General features: G+C 66.5%; 14 protein-coding genes and 1 tRNA gene. 10 read left to right on the forward strand and 5 right to left on the reverse strand.

Features of this window, described 5'->3' with window-relative positions; all coding sequences use genetic code 11:
* Positions 1-3 precede the first annotated feature (3 nt).
* Positions 4-975, reverse strand: a complete 972-nt coding sequence (locus tag M8312_RS12635) for a diacylglycerol/lipid kinase family protein (RefSeq protein WP_250118041.1) — start codon at positions 973-975, stop codon at positions 4-6.
* A gap of 204 nt (positions 976-1,179) precedes the next feature.
* Here M8312_RS12635 and lptF point away from each other — a divergent pair, with 204 nt between their 5' ends.
* From lptF to M8312_RS12650, 3 genes are read left to right on the forward strand one after another with little or no spacing between them, the layout of a single operon-like run.
* Positions 1,180-2,391: an LPS export ABC transporter permease LptF gene (lptF, locus tag M8312_RS12640; RefSeq protein WP_250118042.1), complete on the forward strand. Its 1,212-nt coding sequence runs from the start codon at positions 1,180-1,182 to the stop codon at positions 2,389-2,391.
* On the forward strand, positions 2,388-3,485 hold the full coding sequence (lptG, locus tag M8312_RS12645; protein ID WP_250118043.1) for an LPS export ABC transporter permease LptG: 1,098 nt from the start codon (positions 2,388-2,390) through the stop codon (positions 3,483-3,485). Before lptF ends, lptG begins: the two co-directional genes overlap by 4 nt.
* 2 nt (positions 3,486-3,487) lie before the next feature.
* Positions 3,488-4,108 carry a DsbA family protein gene (locus M8312_RS12650; RefSeq protein WP_250118044.1) on the forward strand — a complete coding sequence of 207 codons (621 nt, stop codon included), beginning with the start codon at positions 3,488-3,490 and terminating at the stop codon, positions 4,106-4,108.
* A gap of 11 nt (positions 4,109-4,119) precedes the next feature.
* On the opposite strand, the gene M8312_RS12655 is transcribed toward M8312_RS12650, so the two are convergent.
* Positions 4,120-5,214 (reverse strand): fatty acid desaturase family protein, encoded by a 1,095-nt coding sequence (locus M8312_RS12655; protein ID WP_250118045.1) that lies wholly within the window; start codon positions 5,212-5,214, stop codon positions 4,120-4,122.
* Positions 5,215-5,396: 182 nt separating this feature from the next.
* A complete protein-coding gene (locus tag M8312_RS12660; protein WP_250118046.1) occupies positions 5,397-8,150 on the reverse strand; it encodes a TonB-dependent receptor in 2,754 nt (917 codons plus the stop codon).
* Positions 8,151-8,379: 229 nt separating this feature from the next.
* On the opposite strand from M8312_RS12660, the gene M8312_RS12665 reads away from it, so the two are divergent.
* The gene (locus M8312_RS12665; protein WP_250118047.1) at positions 8,380-8,736 is read left to right on the forward strand and encodes a winged helix-turn-helix domain-containing protein; all 357 of its coding nucleotides are present in this window, start codon (positions 8,380-8,382) and stop codon (positions 8,734-8,736) included.
* Positions 8,737-8,768: 32 nt separating this feature from the next.
* The gene (locus tag M8312_RS12670; RefSeq protein ID WP_250118048.1) at positions 8,769-9,902 is read left to right on the forward strand and encodes a GNAT family N-acetyltransferase; all 1,134 of its coding nucleotides are present in this window, start codon (positions 8,769-8,771) and stop codon (positions 9,900-9,902) included.
* 28 nt (positions 9,903-9,930) lie between these two features.
* Here M8312_RS12670 and M8312_RS12675 read toward each other — a convergent pair whose 3' ends face one another.
* Positions 9,931-11,886, reverse strand: a complete 1,956-nt coding sequence (locus M8312_RS12675; RefSeq protein WP_250118049.1) for an ATP-binding protein — start codon at positions 11,884-11,886, stop codon at positions 9,931-9,933.
* Between the two features lie 72 nt (positions 11,887-11,958).
* Here M8312_RS12675 and M8312_RS12680 point away from each other — a divergent pair, with 72 nt between their 5' ends.
* The 4 genes from M8312_RS12680 (at position 11,959) to M8312_RS12695 (ending at position 16,574) form a co-directional block, all read left to right on the forward strand.
* Positions 11,959-13,197 carry a chymotrypsin family serine protease gene (locus tag M8312_RS12680; protein ID WP_250118050.1) on the forward strand — a complete coding sequence of 413 codons (1,239 nt, stop codon included), beginning with the start codon at positions 11,959-11,961 and terminating at the stop codon, positions 13,195-13,197.
* A gap of 352 nt (positions 13,198-13,549) precedes the next feature.
* The gene (locus M8312_RS12685) at positions 13,550-13,783 is read left to right on the forward strand and encodes a hypothetical protein (protein ID WP_250118051.1); all 234 of its coding nucleotides are present in this window, start codon (positions 13,550-13,552) and stop codon (positions 13,781-13,783) included.
* 1,211 nt (positions 13,784-14,994) lie between these two features.
* Positions 14,995-16,446 (forward strand): helicase HerA domain-containing protein, encoded by a 1,452-nt coding sequence (locus M8312_RS12690; protein WP_250118052.1) that lies wholly within the window; start codon positions 14,995-14,997, stop codon positions 16,444-16,446.
* Positions 16,447-16,503: 57 nt separating this feature from the next.
* Positions 16,504-16,574, forward strand: a tRNA-Gly gene (locus M8312_RS12695).
* Between the two features lie 91 nt (positions 16,575-16,665).
* Here M8312_RS12695 and M8312_RS12700 read toward each other — a convergent pair.
* Positions 16,666-18,648 carry a TonB-dependent receptor gene (locus M8312_RS12700; protein ID WP_250118053.1) on the reverse strand — a complete coding sequence of 661 codons (1,983 nt, stop codon included), beginning with the start codon at positions 18,646-18,648 and terminating at the stop codon, positions 16,666-16,668.
* A 79-nt stretch (positions 18,649-18,727) separates the two neighbouring features.
* On the opposite strand from M8312_RS12700, the gene ku reads away from it, so the two are divergent.
* Positions 18,728-19,627 (forward strand): non-homologous end joining protein Ku, encoded by a 900-nt coding sequence (gene ku / locus M8312_RS12705; protein WP_250118054.1) that lies wholly within the window; start codon positions 18,728-18,730, stop codon positions 19,625-19,627.
* Positions 19,628-19,631: the final 4 nt, after the last annotated feature.

The raw sequence follows: 19,631 nt of genomic DNA on the forward strand, positions 1-19,631 counted from the left end.
GAATCAGGCGGCGAGCCGGACGAAGGAGAGCGGCTGCGCCCGGCTGAGGTGGATGGGGCGACCGGTGCGCGCCTCGAAGGTCTCGCCATCGAGGATGACGCTGGAGCGATCGCCGTCGATCTGAATCTCGTCCGCCTGCTCAACATGGACGCCCCTTAGCTTGCCCTTGACGAGGGTGCTGGAAAGCATTGCGAAGATGCCGCGAAGCATGGACGCAGGGCGCTGCTCGATCGCCAGCAGCTTGAGCCGGCCGGCACCCTCGGTGCGCATGCCGGTGCCGAGCAGCAACTTTTCGAGCGTGGTGACCGCCAGCAGCGCGAAGCGGCCGCTGATCTTGCCGTCGCGCGAGACCGACACCTGGAGCGGCGAGGGCTCGGGCGGGAGAAAGCCTGCCTTGAGACCGAACAAGGCCCGGAAGATGACGGCGGCAGCCGTGATGCCGTGGCTGATCCCATTGGGCAGACCCAGCGGGTAGATGCGGTTGCGGCAGTAGAGCATGGTGTCGGCCAGGCCGGCGCCGCCCAGGAACATTCCGATCACCGGACGCTGCTCGCCGGTGCCGCAGCGAAGGGCGATGAGCTCGCGCGCCACGACGTGGCCCGCAAGATCGTTGCGCGCAATTTCAAGGAGCCGGCCGAGCGCGACTACCGGATCGCCGTGCGCGCCGAGGTCGAGAGCGATGAGGTTGGTCTTGCCGTTGGGCAGCACCGCGACGGGCGGAACATCCGTGCCGAAGTGGCCACCATTGTGCAGTTCGGTGAGGGCGGCCTGGACAGTGCCATCGCCGCCGTTGATGACCAGCAGGCAGGGCCGGACCCGGGCAATGGTCTTCATCGCCTCACCGATCTGGCTGGCCTGCTCGACCTCGTAATGGAAGATGTCGGGATGCTCGGCGCAGAAGGCGCGGATGCGCGGCAGCTTGCTGAGGTTGCCGGTCGACTTGGGGTTGGACAGGAGGGCGATGCGGACAGCCATATCTACTCCGCCCACCCACATCCGGCGCGCACGATCATGCGACCCGAAATCGGGTGCCGCGAGCTGCTCTTACCCTTGTCTCGTGCGTGCATGATAAGCTGGCATTCAGACGCGGCCGGGAATAGCCCCAGACCAACAATGCCGTTATGGCGCGGCTTTGCGGCCAAATAATGGTGCCAGGCAGATAAACGGCGTGCGCAGCGAATGTCCCTGATTGATCGCTACATCAGCCGTTCGGTGGCGGTACCGCTGCTCGGCACGCTGCTGCTCGCCGCCATGCTGCTCGTCCTCGACAAGATGCTGCGCTTGTTCGACTTCGTGGTGAACGCGGGCGGGCCGGTCAGCGTGGTGTGGCGGATGCTTGCCAACCTGCTTCCGGAATATTTCGCGCTGGGGATCCCGATTGGCCTGCTGCTCGGCATCCTGCTCGCCTTTCGCAAGCTGGCGACCAGCAGCGAGCTGGATGCCCTGCGCGGGATCGGCGCGGGGTTCGGGCGGCTGCTGAGGGTGCCTTATGCCTATGCGGTCGGCCTGCTGCTGCTGAACCTGTTCATTGTCGGCTGGCTGCAGCCCTGGACACATTATGGCTATGAGCGCCTGCGCTTCGACTTGCGGTCGGGCGCGCTGGGGGCGAGCCTCAAGGTCGGGGAGTTCAACACCCTGTCGCGGCGGCTGACGCTGCGCATCGACCGGTCGGAGCGGAATGGCACGCAGCTTCACGGCATCTTCGTCCAGGTCGACGACAAGAAGGGCAACAGCGTCGTCGCCACCGCCGAGCATGGCCGATTCCTGTCGACCGACGACCCCGACACCATCCTGTTCCGGCTGGAGCGGGGCAAGCTCATCCAGGACAATCCCAAATTCATCACGCCACGCACCCTGGCGTTCCAGAGCTACGACCTGCCAATCGCCCTGCCCCGGGTGGACAGCTTCCGCGCCCGCGGCGCCGAGGGCAATTCGGTGGAGGAAAAGACGCTGCCCGAGCTGTCGCACGACGCTTATGGCGGCGGAACCAGCGGGCAGGCGAACCTGGCGGCGCGCGCCAACTTGCAGTTCCGGATGGTCGAGGTGGTGATGATGCTGCTGCTGCCGTTGCTGGCGGTGTCGCTGGCGGTCCCGCCCAAGCGCTCGTCATCGTCGCTCGGCATCTTCATCGGGATCGTGATCGTGGTCAGCTACCACAAGATCAATCAATGGGCCCAGGGCGCGGGGTCGCAGGGACGGCTGATCCCTGAAGTGGCGTTGTGGATCCCGTTCGTCCTGTTCGCCGCGCTGATCATCTGGATGTATCGGACCCTGTCGAGCAAGCCTGGCGGCCAGCCGATCGGCGCGCTGGAACGTGCCTTCGCCAAGCTCGCCTCGTCCATCCGGCGGCTGCTGCCGCAGTTCGGGCGCGAGACCGAGGCGGCGGCATGATCAACTTCAACTTCTTCCCGTCCAGGCGGCTGGCGTTCTATACCGGCAAGCTGTTCCTCACCCGCGGGATCGCGGTGCTGTTCAGCCTCAGCCTCGTGCTGATGATGCTGAACCTGCTCAGCGAAAGCAGCAAGATCCTGGCGGTGCCCGGCAATACCAACGCCGAAGTGTGGCACTATGTCGCGCTTCGACTGCCGCAGATCGTGGCCTTCGCTTTCCCCTTCTCGTTCCTGCTGGGCACGTTGATCGTGTTCGTCACGCTAAACCAGAACAGCGAAGTGATCGCAATGAAGGCCGCAGGGCTGTCGGCGCATCAGGTGATTGCTCCCCTGATCCTGGTCAGCGTGGTGCTGGCCGGCGTTTCGTTCGCGTTCGACGAATATGTGGTGACCAAGGCGACGGCCGAACTGTCGGCGTGGGACGGCAACGACTACAAGCCATTGCCGCCGGAAAGCCTGGTGACCAGCAACGTGTGGGTCACCAACGGCGATGACATGGTCCGCGCCGACCTCGTGATCGGACGCGGCGCAGCAACCCGCCTGCAGGGCGTCAGGCTTTACGACCGGCAGGGCAACAGCATCGCGCGCATCATCAAGGCCGAGCGTGCGGTGCAGGTGCCCGGCGCATGGCAGCTGCAGAATGTGACCGTCTACGATTCGGGCCAGAACATGATCCGCAAGCTGCCCACTCTGCGTGAACTGGTTGGGGTCGAGCCGGGCCGCTTTACCTTGGCCAAGATCGATCCCGAGACCCGCAGCCTCGGTCGGCTGCGGGACAATATCGCCGAACTGCGGGCCGCCGGGAGGCAGACCGACGCAGTCGAGACGGGCCTGTGGCACAAGATTTCCGAGCCGCTGTCGACGATCCTCATGCCGTTGCTGGCCGCGGTGGCGGCGTTCGGGCTTGCGCGATCGGGCCAGGTGCTTGCCCGCGCGGCGATCGGCATGGCGCTGGGCTTTGCCTATTTCGTCGCGGACAATTTCGCCCTGGCGATGGGTAATGTCGGCGCATACCCGCCGCTGCTCGCCGCCTGGGCACCATTCCTGCTGTTTCTGTTGATTGGCGAGACCGTGCTGGTCCGCTCCGAGGAGTGATCATGATCCTGACCCTGATGGCGGCGGCTGCCGCACCGGCGATGATGCCGGTCAACGACACGCCCGTCGGCTGGCAGATCGGCCGCCGCAACGCGCCCAAGACGCTGGTCGAATATGGCGCGCTGAACTGCCCCCATTGCGCCGAATTCAACAAGCTGGCCGGGCCCACGATCATGAAGGCGGTGAGGGCCGGGCGGGTCCGATTCGAATATCGCCCGTTCATCATCTTTCCGCACGATGTCGCCGCCACGCTGATCGCCCGCTGCGTGCCGGTGAGCCGGCGCTTCCAGTTCGTGGATGCCTATTACCAAGCGACGCGCGGCTTCACCGACAAGCTGCAGGCGGCGGACCGGACGGCGCTGGAGGCCGCCGGCCAGAAGGGCGATGCGGAGCTCAACCGTCAGCTGGTGGCAGTCACCGGCATGAAGCCGCTGGCCGCGCGCTTCGGGCTGACCGGCGCCGCGGTGGATCGCTGTGTGTCGGACGCCAAGGGCATGGCGTGGGTGAACGCCGCGCTGGAAAAGGCGCAGGGCGCCGGGGTGACGGGCACCCCGACGTTCGAGCTCAATGGCCAGCGTGTTCAGTTCACCAGCTTCGACGACGTGGCCGACAAGCTGAAGTAGGAAATGCGATCCTAGCGGTGGCGCATGGTCGAGCGGGCAAGCCGCGCGACCAGCGGGAACAGACCGCAATGATTGGTCACATGATAGGCGCTATCGCCGTCCAGCGCCGCGGCCAGCCGCCGGTGTGCCTCCCCCAGATTGTGGTAGGGCACGCCCGGAAGCAGATGGTGAAGCGCATGGTAGCGCAGGCCAACCGGCGCCCACAGCGCCGGGAGGGTGCCCGGCGGCGGGACGTTGACGCTGTCGAGATATTGGGCGGTGACGCTCATCGGCTCGCCGTCATTCTCCCACAGGTGCGCGACGAGGGTGCGGACCTGGTTCAGGAACATGACCCCGCTCATCACGCCCAGCACGATCAGGAAAGCGCGGACCGGAATGACGCCGGTGGCAGCCAGCGCGATGAGGGTGAGCGCCCAGATGCTGCTGGCGATCTCGAGCCGGGCCCACAGGCGCGCGAAGTCGCCTTCCGGGCGCTTGCGCCGGAATTCGGGGTTGATCTGCAGGCCGGATAGCCGGCCCACGACAAGGTCGCGGAGCCTCGGCGAGAGCAGTGACAGCGGCGCGAGAATGCCGAAGCGGATCAGCATTCCGATCGGCGCGAGCGCGGCGACGATGAGGAAGACCGGCAGGGTCCAGGGCTTCATCAGCGCAAGCGGCAGATATTCAGGATCGTCGACCGTGCCGTAATAAGTCTTGGCGTGATGCTGGTTGTGGACGCCTTCGTACAGGAATGAGGGCGCCAGTAGCGGCACGCCGACGACGGCATTCCAGGCGGTGCGGAAGCCGGGCAGCTGGCTGTGCTTGATATGGCTGACTTCGTGAATGAAGCTGCCGGCGCGATAGAGCGCGAGAATGGCGACGAGGCCGCTGGCCCATGCTTCCCACCCATGCGCAATGAGGGCACCGGCCAGCGTCAGATAGCCCAGCAGAGCGGAGCCGATCAGGTCGGCCCAGTAGATCCGCGCGTCCGGCGTGTTGAGATCGCGCGTCAGGTTGGCGGCTGCCTTGAGCATCGCCTTGTCGTCGGCGGGCACGGAGCGGCGCGCGCCCGAAACGCTGTCGGTGGCGCGGGCGAAGCCGCCAGTGCTGAGTGTCGCGTTGGTCATGTGAAATCCCGGGTCCTTGGAGAAAGGACATAGTGGGAAATAGTGGCCGGCATGTGGCGCGACAATGAATGATGCAGATCAATTGCAGCCGGGCACAAGCCGCGGCGTACATGAAAAGGGCTCCAAAGCGGTGCTTCGGAGCCCTTGTCCTGGTTGGCTGGACCGGCGCCCAGCCCGTTCGCTTAGCCGCGCTCGGGAGCGGGCGGCGGCGGCAGAGGCGGAGGCGGCGGCGACGGGCAGGCCTCGGTCGCCAGGATCACCGAGCCGTCAGCGCAGGTCTGGGTCGCCGGAGCCGGTGCGGGGGGCGACGGCGGTGGCGGCGGCGGCGGGGCAGCGACCACCGGCATGGGCGGCGGCGGCGCGAAGCTGACGATGCCCTGCAGGCCGAAGGTCCTCGGCGCATTGAAGTTCGCATAGTCGCCGATCACGGCCGCATTGGCGTTTGAACGGCGATAGATGTGATCTTCGTTGAGCAGGTTGCGGGCCCACAGGTTCAAGGTGCCCTTGACCCCCGGCGAGAGCGGAACATCCGCCAGCGCCAGGCTGCCGTTCATGATGAAGCTCTTGTCGGTCTTCACGTTCTCGGCCTGGAAGCTGTACTGCGGGCCAGCCCAGTTGCCGTCGAGGTGCAGCCGGACCTTGGCACCGCGATAGTCGCCCGGAGTCAGCGGCAGATCCCAATTGGCGTAGGCCGAGCCCGCGTGCTTCGGGGTATAGACAGTGAACACCTGCGTGATCTGGCCGAAGTTCGGACCTGCCAGCGGGTTGGGCGTCGCCGGCACCTTGATGTCGGTGTAGGAGTAGGACGCTCCGAGGGTCACGCCCTCGACTGGCTTGACGGTGAGTTCGACCTCAACCCCCTTGATCTTCGACTTGCCCGGAACGTTGACCGTTTCCTCCGTGTGGAGGTTGAAAGTCGGGCTGGGCGTGCCGTTCGGCAGGAACTGAGTGGTGTCGACGAAGTCGAAGTCGATCTGCGTGTTCTTGCGGTTCATCAGGTAAGCCGCGACGTTGAGCCGGGCTCGATGATCGAAGAAGTCGGCCTTGGCGCCGACCTCATAAGCTTTGACCGACTCAGGGTCGAAGGCCCGGAACGTCGCCGAACGGGCATTCGCGCCGCCGGCCCGGAAGCCGCTCGAGTATTTGGCGTACAGGTTGACGCTGGGCGCCGCATCCAGAGAGACGATCGCGAGCGGATCGAACCGACCGTTCTTGTAGTGAAGCTGGTAGGGAACCGGCGTGCCATTCAGGACGAAGAGTGAGCCGTCACGCTTGTCGTGCGAGTAGCGGCCACCGGCGGTGATGTGGAGGATGTCGAGGCCGGCGGGCGTGTAGGTCGCCTGACCGAACACGCCCCAGCTCTTGCCGACGGCCTGGCTGTCACGCTGGATGAACCAGTCGCGACGGTCCCAGCCCTGATTGCTGGACGTGATCGGCGCGAGCGGGTTGGGCGCGACCTGGTTGACGAAGGTGTAGGCCGTGCCAGTGGCGTTCCACTGTTGCGGGTTCGGAGTGGCGGCCGCTTCCGAGACATGCTCGTTGAAGTAGTTGGCGCCGAGCACGTAATCGAGCTGCGGCAGGCTGCCGACGATCTGGAATTCCTGACTGAACTGATGCTGGAACAGTTCCGACAGGCTGTAGCGGCCGAATTGACCGTTCGGCACGAACGCGCTGCGGTGGGCACCGGCCGAACCGTCCCACTGGTGGGTCTCGACGCCGCGCCATGCGGTGATCGAGCGAAGTTCGAGGCCGGGCGTCAGCTTGTAGCGGATCGCGCCGGTAAAGCCGTGCGTCTGGTCGACGCTCGGCTGCTGGATGACGCCCAGATCGGCTTCCGACATGCGGTGGTCGCCGCTGACCTGCACCAGCGGTGACAAGGGTGCGATGCAGCTGGTGCAGGCGGTGAACGTTCCGGCCGGAGTGCCCGGGGCTACCAGCACATAGCGGTTGGTGGTGGGATTGAGCACATATTGGCCTACCGTCCGGCCAAGCGGGTTATAGTCGATCAGCTGGCTGTAGAAGGGCGTGTTCTCGTCCTTTGCCTGATCGTAGGCGAGATCCACGGTCAGCCCATCGACCGGCTTCCAACGGGCCGCGACCCGCCCGCCGACCCGGTTGTAATAGTTCCAGCCATATTGGCCTGACGCCGGGTTCCTGGTGGTCGGATCCTGGTGCTGGTAAACCGCATCCACCTTGATCGCGATATTGGCGAATGACGGGAGATTGATGTGCATCTCTCCCTCGCGTCCGCCGTAATTGCCGACACCGGCGAGGACCCTCCCGGAGAATACCCCGGTTGGGGCGGCGGTGACGATGCTCAGCGCGCCGCCTTCGGTGTTGCGACCGAAAAGCGTTCCTTGAGGACCACGAAGGACCTCGATGCGCTCGACGTCGAACAGCGCGGCGTTGAGGCCCTGCGAGCGACCGAGGTAAACGCCGTCCACGTAGACGCCGACGCCCGGTTCGCGGGCGGTCTGGTTCTGGTCGAAAGGAACGATGCCGCGGATGCCGATGGTCAGCGCGGACTGCCGCGCTTCGAAGGTTGCCACCCGGAGGCTCGGAACCGAGCCGTCGGCCAGGTTGATCAGGCTCTGGATGTGGCGGTCCTGGATCGCCTTGGTGTCGACGACCGAGATGGCGATCGGGGTCTTCTGGAGATTGGTCTCGCGCTTGGTCGCGGTGACCACGATCTCGGTCAGGCCGCCGTTGGCCGGTCGCGAAGCGCGGTCACGGCTCGCCTGGTCGGCCAGCGCTGCATCGCTGCGCGGAGCCTCGCCGGAAGTGGAGGGAATGCCGGCCGGAGTACCCGAGCCCGGGGCGGTGGTCTGATCGGCCTGCGCGAACACGGGAGTGGCCGTCCCGGCGAGCAGCAACGCGACCATGGTGTGGCGAAGGGCGGACGGAGCGCTGGCGCCGGCCCGAGCGAATTTCGACATGTTATAGCTTTCCTTGACCCCCCACCACTGTGCGGTGGTTGAAAGCCCTTTAGAAAGGAGTCGCGTCAGAAATGTTGCAGTTGCGCGAAGAGAAAGAGAATCGAACTTGCGTCATGCAAGTAATAGTCTCGTCATAATCAAGTCACGGTAAATGAGTGGACCGGTCTGTCATAAAAACATCATGCTGCGGAAGCGCGGTTGACTTGACGGCTTGCTTCAAGCCGCCCCCATGTCGACCTCCGATTTCGCGCCCGACAATGATCATGATGATTCGCCGGCGATGCTCCGCTATGGCGACCTGTTGATGGATCCCACCCGCTTCAAGGCCTGGCGCAACGGACGAACGATCCTGCTTAGCGCACTGCAGGTGCAATTGCTGACGTTGATGATGGCGCGGCCAACCCATGTCTTCAGCCGCGAGGAACTGGAGCAGACACTGTGGCAGGGCCGTACGCTGGAGATGGCGAACCTGCGGACCTGCTTTCGCCGCCTGCGACACGCGCTCAACGCACCGGGGGAAAGCGAGCTCATTTGTAATGTTCGTCAGCAGGGCTACGCGCTGAGCGCCGCCGAGAGCGCGCTCTAGGCGACTGCGCACGCGCCCGCTACGCAGGCGCAATGACCCTTGCCATCCGTCCGGTGACCACTACCGCCGACCGCCGCCGCTTCGTCGACTTCCTGTGGGACGTCTACAAGGACGACCCTTTCTGGGTGCCGCCCCTCAAGGACGAGGAACTCGGGCTGATCGACCCCAAGAAGAACCCCTGGTTCGAGCATGCCGAAGCCGCGTTGTGGCTGGCGGAACGCGACGGCAAGGTGGTCGGGCGGGTGAGCGCCCAGGTCGACCAGCTGGTGCTCGACCATATGGGCGCGGGCACCGGCCAGATCGGGATGTACGAGACGCTGGAGCAAGAGGCTGGGGCCAAGCTTCTGCAAACGGCGGAGCAGTGGCTGCGCGACAAGGGCATGACCCGCGCGCTGGGCCCGATCAGCCTGTCAATCTGGGACCAGCCTGGCCTGCTGGTCGAGGGCTATGACGAGGCGCCGACCGCGATGATGGGCCATCACCGTCGCGAGTATAAGGGCTGGTGGGAAGCGGCCGGCTACGGGAAGGCCAAGGACCTCTACACCTACGAGCTCGACATCCGGATCGAATATCCGCCGATCCTCAATCGCCTGATCGACAGCGGGAAGCGCAATCCGCGGATCCGGCTGCGCCAAGTCGACAAGAGTCGGTTCGACGAGGAGGCTAGGCTGATCCTCAATCTTCTGAACGACGCCTGGTCGGACAATTGGGGCTTCGTGCCCCTCACCCCGGCCGAGATCGCCTACGCCGGCAAGAAATTGAAGCCGATCATCTTCGAGGACCTGGTGGTGGTGGCGGAGGTGGACGGCGTGCCCAAGGCGTTCATGATCACCATCCCCGACATCAACGAGCTGATCCGCGACCTGGACGGCCGGCTGTTCCCGTTCGGTTGGGCCAAGCTGCTGTGGCGCCTCAGAAAGCCGCGAGTGAAGCGGATGCGCGTTCCGTTGATGGGCGTGACCCGGGACCTGCAGGGCAGCCGCCAGGCCGGCCAGCTGGCCTTCATGATGATCGAGCACTGCCGCCAGGCCAGCGTCAACGTCTATGGCGCGACACACGGCGAGTTCGGCTGGGTGCTGGATGACAACCAGGGCATGATCTCGATCGCGCAGTTGCCGGGCGCATGGGTCAACAAGATCTACCGGATCTACGAAAAGGCGCTGTAGGTGCCGGCGTAGACCCGGCCTCCTTAGCTTACGCTGCCTGACCCTGATCGTGCTGCGGCGGGTTGCGCTGGAGGGCGGTGGCAACCGCCTGCGCGAGGCCGCTGACGGTGAACGGCTTGCGCAGCAGCTCATGGCCGACGAGGTCCTCGCTCTCGCCCTCACCAACGTATCCCGTGACGAACAGGATGGCGGTCCGCTGGCAGCGCGATTTGATCTCGCGGACCAGTTCGGGCCCGGTCATCTCGGGCATGATCACGTCGGAGATGACGAGGTCGAACGGCTGGCTGTCGAACAGGCGAATGGCGTCGGCCCCGCCCTCGCAGGCCACCGGTTCGTAACCCAGGTCCTCGAGCGCGCCCATGGTCGCGGCGCGCACCCGTGGGTCGTCCTCTACCAGCAGGATGCGAGCGCCCGGAACGCTGGGATCGACCGAGTCGCGCTGGTTCATCGCCGGGTGCATCCTTACCTCGGCCGACGCTCCGGCTGCCCTGGGCAGGAGGATGGCGACGGTCGTGCCCACGCCTACGACGCTGTCGATCGTCACTTCCCCGCCCGACTGATGGGCAAAGCCGAAGATCTGCGACAAGCCTAGGCCGGTACCCTTTCCAACTTCTTTCGTCGTGAAAAAGGGCTCGAACGCGCGCTCGATCACCTCGGGTGTCATGCCGCTGCCGGTGTCCGTGACGGAGAAACGGACATAGTCGCCCGCCGGGAGTTCACCGACTTCCCCGGCGCCAAGCGAGACATTCTCCGTCCTGATGGTGAGGTCTCCGACACCCTCCATCGCATCACGGCCATTGACCGCGAGATTGAGGATCGCATTCTCCAGCTGGTGCGGGTCGACGAAAACGGGCGAGCCGCCCGCCACGGTTTCGACCTTCACCCGGATGCGCTCGCCAAGCGTGCGGTCGAGCAGGTCGGACATCCCGGACACCAGCTCGCCCGCGTCGACCCGGACCGGCAGCAACGGCTCGGCGCGGGCGAAGGACAGCAGGCGGCGGGTCAATGCGGCGGCGCGGGTGGCGCCTTCCATGGCGTTGGTGAGGTGCAGCAGCACCTCGCTGCGAGGGCCGTTCAGCCGGCGCCGCGCGAGGTCGAGGCCGCCGACCACCACCGCGAGCATGTTGTTGAAGTCGTGCGCGATCCCGCCCGTGAGCTGGCCGACCGCCTCCATCTTTTGCACTTGGCGAAGCTGGGCCTCGGCGGCTTCGCGCTCTTCAGCCTCGGCTTTCAGTGCCTGATAGGCCGCGCTCAACTCCTGCGTGCGCAGCGCGACCGCGTCCTCGAGCGTGTCGGCTTCGCGGCGGGCCCGCAGGTTCTCGCGCCAGATCTGGGTGGCGAGCAGCCCCAGCGTGATCGCCATGATCCCGCCGAAAATCCCGAGCCATGACAGATAGTCGGTCAGCCGGTCGGCGCGGCCAGAGAAGATCTGGGTCTGGCGCATCGACCTGCGGAGGACGTTGCGCTCCGCCGTGGCGATTTCGGCCAGCTTGGCGCGCAGTTCGGGGCCGGTGGCGGAGCGGCTGGCCGCATAATAAAGCGGAACGCCGCCCTGCTCCTGCTTGGCAGAGGCGGCCTTGGCGGCGGCGCCCAGTTCCAGTCCGCGCTCATTGTACAGCGCCTCCAGCTCCGTCACTCGGATCCGTTGCTCGGGGTCCCGCTTCACCAGGCTGTGAAGCTGGCTGAGCTGATAGCCCGCAAGTCGCCACTGGTCGGCGTAGATGGCGCCCGTGCCCTGGTCGGACGTGTCTTCGTCGAGCACGAACCGGCCAAGCGCGGCCTCCGACCGCGAAAGGGTCGCGTCGAGCGAGCGGACCAGCAGGGTCACGTCATAGGCGTGGCGCTCACCGGCAAGGGCCGTGTCGCGCGCCTGGTTGGCGAGAGTGACGAGCAGCACCATGCCGAGCAGGATCAGCGTGGCGATCAGTGCTCCCGCCGCGATACCGCCCCGGCGCCAGTCGAAGCCATTCCCCTCAGGCGTCATGCAGCCGACTCTAGGCGGCACGACTCGCCTGCGCTACCCCTCCGTTCAGCCAGAAGGTGCTAAACAGCGGCGATGCGCACGATTTTGCTACTGATCCTGGCGATGCTGGCGGTGCCGGCGCTTGCCGCCGACCCGCACGTGCAAAGCCCGGCAGAGGCACTTGCGTTCGATGCGGCGAGCTACGCCACTGCGCACCAGGTCAGTCCTGACGAAGGATTGCGCCGACTGCGGCTGCAATTGGCGAGCATTGGAGCAGCCGACCGCCTGCGGGTCCAGTTTGCCGACCGTCTGGCGGGCCTGTTCGTCGAGCACCAGCCCGACTGGCACCTGGTGGTGCTGCTGACCGGAGAGATGCCGTCGACCCGGCTGCTGATGCCGTCGGGAGGAATGCAGGTCCCCGTCGAGCTGCGTGGCGGCGCTGGCGCGACCCGCGCGGCAGTGCTGGCGGCGCTCGATGCCCACCGCAGCGCCCTGTCGACGGCGGTTCCAGGCATTCGCGGAATGGGCGCGGATCCGCGCAACGGCACGCTGCTGGTGTTCCAGCGCGCCGCGAATGCGGTCGAGCCCGTGGCGGCGACGGAAGCGCGGCTGACTGCCATCGCCGGCGTTCCGGTGCGGGTCAGGCTGATCAGCGGGACCATCGCCAACGCCTCGGCCAACGGCGGCGGGCGGGTGGTCGGTCCTCAGGGCGGGCACAATTACGTCTGCACCACCGGCTTCGTGGTCACTGCGGGCAACAACCGCGCCATCACCACGGCGGCGCACTGCCCCGACCAGTTGACCTATCGCGGACCGGACGGCGAGGAGCGGTTGCTGACCATGGTCGGCAGCTGGGGCGCCGGCGCCCGCGACGTGCAGGTGATGGCCGGCAGCGGACCCGGCTCGGCCCTGTTCTTCGCCGACACCGCCAAGACGATCGCCCGGCCGGTGAGCGGGTGGCTGACCCGGCCGATGACTCGCGCGGGCGACTGGGTGTGCAAGCGCGGCGAATTGTCGGGCGCGAGCTGCGCCGAGGTCGAGCTGACCGACTTCGCGCCGCCCGGGGAGCTGTGCGGCGGGCTCTGCTCCGCCAGCTGGGTAACCGTGCAGGGGCCGGTGTGCAGCAAGGGCGACAGCGGCGCGCCGGTATTCATCGGCACCACCGCCCTGGGCCTGCTCAAGGGCGGCGCCTTTGTCGAGAACAACGGCTGCGCCTTCTATTATTACATGAGCCTGGATTATCTGCCCGGCGAGTGGCGCGTGGTGCGCAGCGCGCCCGACGCGCCCGACGCGCTCACGCCGGCAGTGGCGAGCGGCGGGACGACTCCGTAGTCGTTGCGACAGTCTGGCCGGAAGGGGGCACCTGCCGGCGTCAGATGAAAAGGCGGATGGTCCGGGTCACGAAGTTTCCATGGTGAGGCCCGTTTCCGGGGACGACGGCAAGGAACTTTTCGCCTGATTTGCGCCAATCGCGCGCCTCAGCGCCGAAGTTTCCAAGTTTCCCTCCTGTGACCCTCGCCCGGAGCGCCGCGAGTGCTCGTTTGCGGCCCTTCAGGGGAATGCGATTGTCAAAGACCCGGACGGCCCGCAACGGCAGCGAAGCAACCGTAATCCTATTGTTCAAGGGCTATTTGAATGTCTGCTTTGGGTGGAAAGCAGACGTTCGGTATGCGACGGTCGCGAGATGGATGGATCAGAACTTCGGGCGGCGTTGCAAGCGGAGGGCATCCGACCCGATGCCTGCGACTTGTCGGGCGAAGGCAAGAGCGAGGCCTACGTGCTTCGAGAGGAGCCGTTCGGCTGGTCCGTGTTCTACAGCGAGCGCGGGATGGAGCAGGACACGCGGACGTTCGGTAGCGAAACTGAAGCGTGCGATTTTCTGCTTACTAAGCTGAGGGCTGATCCAACGACGCGCTAATGTCCGCAATGGGTCGAAAGCAGACATTCGCTGTGGCGCGCTGTGATAAGGAAAAGCCCCCGCGTCCTTGATCTGGAAGCGGGGGCTTTTTGCTGGCAAGCTGACAGTCTTGCGCTTGAAGCTCAGCGGCTTTTGACTGACAGGCTTATCGCTTCCCGTGTCGAATACTTCGAAGACAGTAGCGTCAGCACCGGATGATGTCGCTCTCCTGAGCTGCGCGGACCACTCTCCCCGACTTGTGATCTTGGGCAACGACAATCGTTGGAGCGTTCGGGCTAAGGCAGGTGAGCTGCGCCACCTGAGTCATCGCGGGTATGGCTCCCGCTGAATTCGTCGTGAGATCGCCCAGTCGGATCGGATGAGAATTGTAATAGTCAGGGCTCGACACCCAGAATGAAACAAGGGCATTAGGAGAGAAGCCGCGAAGTTGAGCGCGCATCCGCTTCTCGAGTTGATTAGCCCTATCGGTCCAAACATCTACTTCGCCCGTCGGAAGTCCCGACGGTTTGACTAACCCGAGCACGGCTTTGCCATTTTCGTCGCGTGCCGTGTCTCGGCTGGTGCCAGAGACGCAGACGTGATCGGAAGGTCTCGCTTCACGCCAGACGAAGGGGGAGCGGCAGGTGTCGGCCCCGTAGTTTCCGCCACCCGGTTGCCTACGCGTAGCTTGTAGATCGTTTTCCGTTTTGACGGCTTGTCGTCTCTTAAGTGAGACGCAAACAAAGTCCTGCGGAAATGCCTCTCGCCAAACTAGTCCTGCTTTGCAGGTGTACGGTCCACTAGGGAGCGGCTGAGCAATGACAGGCGCGCTTAAAGCTAATCCTAGTGGCAGAACGCTAAGAGCTATCGATGCTCCGATAGCAACCCTGACCCGCGTAAACGTCATGATCCATCTCCCTTTGAAGAGTGAGGTACCCTACGTGCGACTCCGGCAACTAGGCGCGACTATCCCTCAATCGTTAAAGCTTCGCAATGACTTGTATTCAGATCATCAACACAGCGCATTGCCACAGGTTTTGTGCAGATCGAAGAAGCCCCGCCTCCTGGTCTGGAACGGGGCTACTTTCGTCGCGTGAATGTCCGCAATGGGTCGATAGCAGACATTAAGGCTCCTGGCTTGAACGAGGTCGCGCGCATGGCTGGGCGGGCGACCGCCAGAAGTTCGGCGGGGCGGGTTGCGGGTTGGGCCGGTGCGGGTATGAGCTTGGCCGGTGAGTGCATCCATCGTGATCGGGGCGACGCCCAGCGGCGCCGACGTCACCGTCGACATCGAGGAACTGCTGGCCACCCGCTTGCTCGTCCAGGGCAATAGCGGGTCGGGCAAGTCGCACCTGCTGCGCCGGCTGCTCGAGGAGAGCGCCGGGCTGGTGCAACAGATCGTGATCGATCCGGAGGGCGATTTCGTTACCCTGGCCGAGCCGTTCGGCCATGTGGTGGTCGACGGCGCGGGCCTCAGCGATGCGGAGGTCAGCAGCATCGCCGCGCGCGTTCGGCAGCATCGCGTGTCGGTGGTGCTGGCGCTCGACGGGCTGGAAGTCGACAACCAGATGCGCTGCGCCGCGCGGTTCCTGGCGGGGCTGTTCGATGCCCCGCGCGAGCAATGGTATCCCGCCATGGTGGTGGTCGACGAGGCGCAGCTGTTCGCGCCGGCGGCGGCGGGCGAGGTCAGCGACGATGCGCGGCGGGTCTCGCTGGCGGCGATGACCAACCTGATGTGCCGGGGCCGCAAGCGCGGGCTGGCCGGCGTGATCGCGACCCAGCGGCTGGCGAAGCTCGCCAAGAATGTCGCCGCCGAGGCCTCCAACTTCCTGATGGGCCGGACCTTCCTCGACATCGACATGGCGCGGGCGGCCGACCTGCTCGGCATGGAGCGGCGCCAGGCGGAGCAGATCCGCGATCTTGAGCGGGGCCACTTCCTGGGACTGGGTCCGGCGGTCAGCCGGCGCCCGGTCGCAGTGCGGATCGGGACGGTGAGAACGGCGACAAGGGGCGGGGCCCATGCGCTGATGCCGCTGCCCGACGTCGCGAAGAATGACATGCAGGCGCTGCTGCTGGCGGCCGAGCCAGAGGCTGAGCCGGTCATCCGGGCTCCCGACCCACCGCCGCCCTCCGCGGAAGTGCTGATCGAGCAGATTGCCGGGCAGGCCGTTCCGGCGACTGTCGAGCCCGAGCCCGACCTGTTCGCGCCCGACCATGGCGAAGCGCTGGCCGCCATCCTCGCCGACATGGCGGCGGAGGAGGGGAGCACCTTTCAGCCGCTGCCGTCGCTGTACCAGGACTTTTCCGTGCGGGCGCGGATGAAGGGGCTGACCGGGCGCGAGCTCGACCTTGACGCATTCCGGCGCCGCTTCGCCATGGCGGCGGCGGGGATCGCCGACCCGGCGGATCCGCAGTGGGACGCGGTGTTGCGCTCGGCGGCGGCGGTGCCGGACGACCTGCTCGGCCCTTATCTGCTGATCGCGCGGGCGGCGCAGCTGGGAGAGGATTGCCCCGACGACGGGCGCCTGGCGCAGATCTACGGCACCAGCTCGCCCGGACGGATCCGGCGTCTGATCGAGCATCTGGAGAAGCTCGGGCTGATCGTTCTGCGGACCGATTTCGGCGGGCGCCGGTCGATCGGCATTCCGGCGCTGGGGCTGAGCACGGCGCCGACCGCGGCCTGACGAGGCGGTTGACCGGCGGGCGGCGACCGTGGCAAGCGGCCAGCGCGCGCAAGGCGTGCGGGTGTAGCTCAATGGTAGAGCAGAAGCCTTCCAAGCTTACGACGAGGGTTCGATTCCCTTCACCCGCTCCGTTTTGCGCAAGGCGCAAATTGGAGCGCGCACGATAAGCTGAACTGCCGGGGGCAGTTCAGCCGTGCGGCGACTGGGTGGCGCAACCTCTCACCGCCACCGCAACCCCACCCACAGCGTCCGTGGCGTCGCCCGTTCCCGCACGCCATTACCACTGATGCCTGCCAGCACCGTCTCATTGAGCAGGTTCTCGGCGCGTGCGGTCACCGCGAGATGCGGGCTGATGGGCACTCCGCCGCTCAGGCCCACGACCGTAGCGGCTGGCAGGCGCTGGGTATTGAGATCGTCCTCATACTGCGCGCCCGTGCGGGTGAGGGTGAGGGCGGCGAAGCGGTCGCGGTCGCTCCAGCCGACGCTGGCGCCGACGGCGGTGCGGGGCGTCTGGGCCGGGCGGAGGCCGTCCAGCCCGGGCGCACGTACGCGGGCGTCCGTGACGCTGGCCGACAGGCGCGCCCGCCATGGTCCGCCGCTCCAGCCGCCGGCCAGTTCGACGCCCTGGCTGCGGATGGCCGGAAGGTTCTGGCGCTGGCGATAGGCTCCGCCGGCTGCGACGAAGCCGACTTGCGGAAAGGTGCCGGGACCGGTCGCGAGCGTGACGTTGGCGACGGGATCGAGCAGGCGGTTGGTGAAGGCGGTGGCCGATGCCGACCAGCCGCCCCGCTGCCATGCCAGCGCCGCTTCGGCGCCGCGCAGCCGCTCTGGCTTGAGCATGGGATTGGCGGCGGTGGCGTCACTGCCGGCCCGGAAGGGGCGGAAGAGTTCGTTGAGCGTGGGCAGGCGCCAGCCAAGGTAGGCGGCGCTGCTGAGGGTCACGCCGGACCCAAGGGCGAGGGCACCGGCAACCCGGGCGGTCGGGCGCCAGCCGCGGCGCCCGGCGTAGCGGAGGTCCTGGTTGAGCATGGCCGTGGTGATCGTGCGGTCCTGGAAGAAGCCGCCGCCGATCCACCAGCGGTCGAGGCGGGCGGCGGCGCTGAGGTCGATCGGCCCGAGCGTGGTGCTGGCCTCGCCGAACAGGCCGGCGGTGCCGCTGTGCCCGCCCGAGCGGCGGTCGCGCGTCGGGGTGAGCGCGGCCGTGTAGCTGCCATATTCAAGCGACCGGCCCGCCATGGCGCGCAGGTCGGTACCGACGCGCACTTCCACTCCGGGCAGCAGGCGGGGCCGCAGTTCGGCGCTTCCGCCAAAGGCGTGCGAGGGCACGTCATATTGCAGGGCGGCGGGCGTGGCGACGGTGCGTCCTCGGCTGACTGCCGCCGAGCCATTCTCGAACCCGCGCCACTGGCCGTAGCCGAGCAGGACGAAGGGCAGGGCACCACGGCCGACCAGTCGCAGCGAGGCGTCGGCGCCGCGCGACAGGTTGGCGCTATAGTCGACCCCCCGGTCGCGCCGGTCGGTGAAGCCCGACACGCTGGCCTGAAGCTCCGCACTTCCGACGGGGACGAGATAACGCAGGCGGGCGGCGGCATTGCGGTAGGGGGCGGCGCGATCGGCCGGGCCACGGTCCTGGGCCACGATCGGTACGAAGCCGTCACCGCGTGCGGCGTTTCCGGACAGGGCGAGCCGACCGCCGCCGACCGCTGCGCCCACCCCAAGCGCTCCCTGCAGCGAACCCCGGCTGCCGCCCTCGACCTCGGCGCGCAGGCGCTCATCGCTCCGGCTGGTGAGGTCGATCACGCCGGCGAGGGCACCCGGGCCGGCGGTCACGCTGCCGCCCCCGCGCGTGATCCGCACTTCGGCCAGGCCTGCCGGGTCGAAGGCCGGCCACGGCGCCCAGCCGCCGAACGGATCGGTCTGCGGAACGCCGTCGAGGATCAGCAAGGTGCGGCTGGCGGCGTTGCCGCCCAGCGCACGCAGGGTGATGCCCTGGCTGGTCGGATTGGCCGAGCGCGCGTCCGAGCGGCGGAAAAGCTGCACACCAGCCTCGGCCGTCAGCAGCTGGTCGAGCCCGCTGACCGGAGTCTGGGCAAGCTCGGCCGGGCCGATCACCGTCGGCCGCAGCAGCCGCTCCCCGCGGGTGGCTTCGAGCGATCGGCCTGTCACGACAATCTCGACGGGGGCAGGTGGCTGATCGATCATCGGCGGCTCCCTAGTCCGGAACGCTTGGCCCGCCCAGTGATTGAATCGGTGTAGCAACGAAACGAGCAGGAGCCCTTCAATGGCCGCACGCCCCGCCTGGCGCGGACAGATCAAGCTGGCGCTGGTGTCCATCCCGGTGGAAATCTACCCGGCGACCAAGTCCGGCGCGGCCATCGCCTTTCACCAGATCCATGAGCCGAGCGGCAAAAGGATCAAATATGAGAAAGTGGTACCCGGCATCGGCCCGGTGAACACCGACGACGTCGTCAAAGGCTATGAGGTCAGCAAGGGCGAATATGTCCTGCTGGAGCCCGAGGAGATCGAGAGCGTCAAGCTGGAGAGCCGCAAGACGCTGGACCTCGTCCAGTTCGTCGACATCGGCGACGTGGACGCCATCTACTATGACAAGCCCTACTTCGTGGTCCCGGCCGACGACCTCGCCGAAGAAGCCTACATCGTGGTGCGCGACGCGCTTCGGGCGGCGCGCAAGATCGGCATCGGGCAGCTGGCCATGCGCGGCCAGGAATATGTCGTCGCGCTGAAGCCGTGCGGACGGGGCATGCTGCTGGAGACACTGCGCTACGCCGACGAGGTCAACAAGGCGGCGAGTTACTTCCGCGAGATCGAGGACGCGAAGCCCGACCCCGACCTGCTCGACCTTGCCGGAACGCTGATCGAGAAGAAGAGCGGCGAGTTCGCGCCGGAAGAGTTCCACAACCGCTACGTCGATGCGCTTCGCAGCCTCATCGAGGAGAAGCGCAAGAACAAGGGCGAGCTGGTCATCCAGGATCCGGAAGGCGACAAGCCGCAGAAGAGCAACGTCATCGACCTGATGGCGGCGCTCAAGAAGAGCCTTGGCGACGATGCCGGCAACGACAATGCCGCCGCCCCGGCCAAGAAGCCGGCGGCGAAGAAGGCCGCGCCGAAGAAGGCCGAGGCAGCGCCGAAGAAGGCGGCCGCCGGCGGGCGGAAGCGGTAGTCGC

Source organism: Sphingomonas sp. KRR8 (assembly GCF_023559245.1).
In the GTDB taxonomy this organism is placed as follows: Bacteria; Pseudomonadota; Alphaproteobacteria; order Sphingomonadales; family Sphingomonadaceae; genus Sphingomicrobium.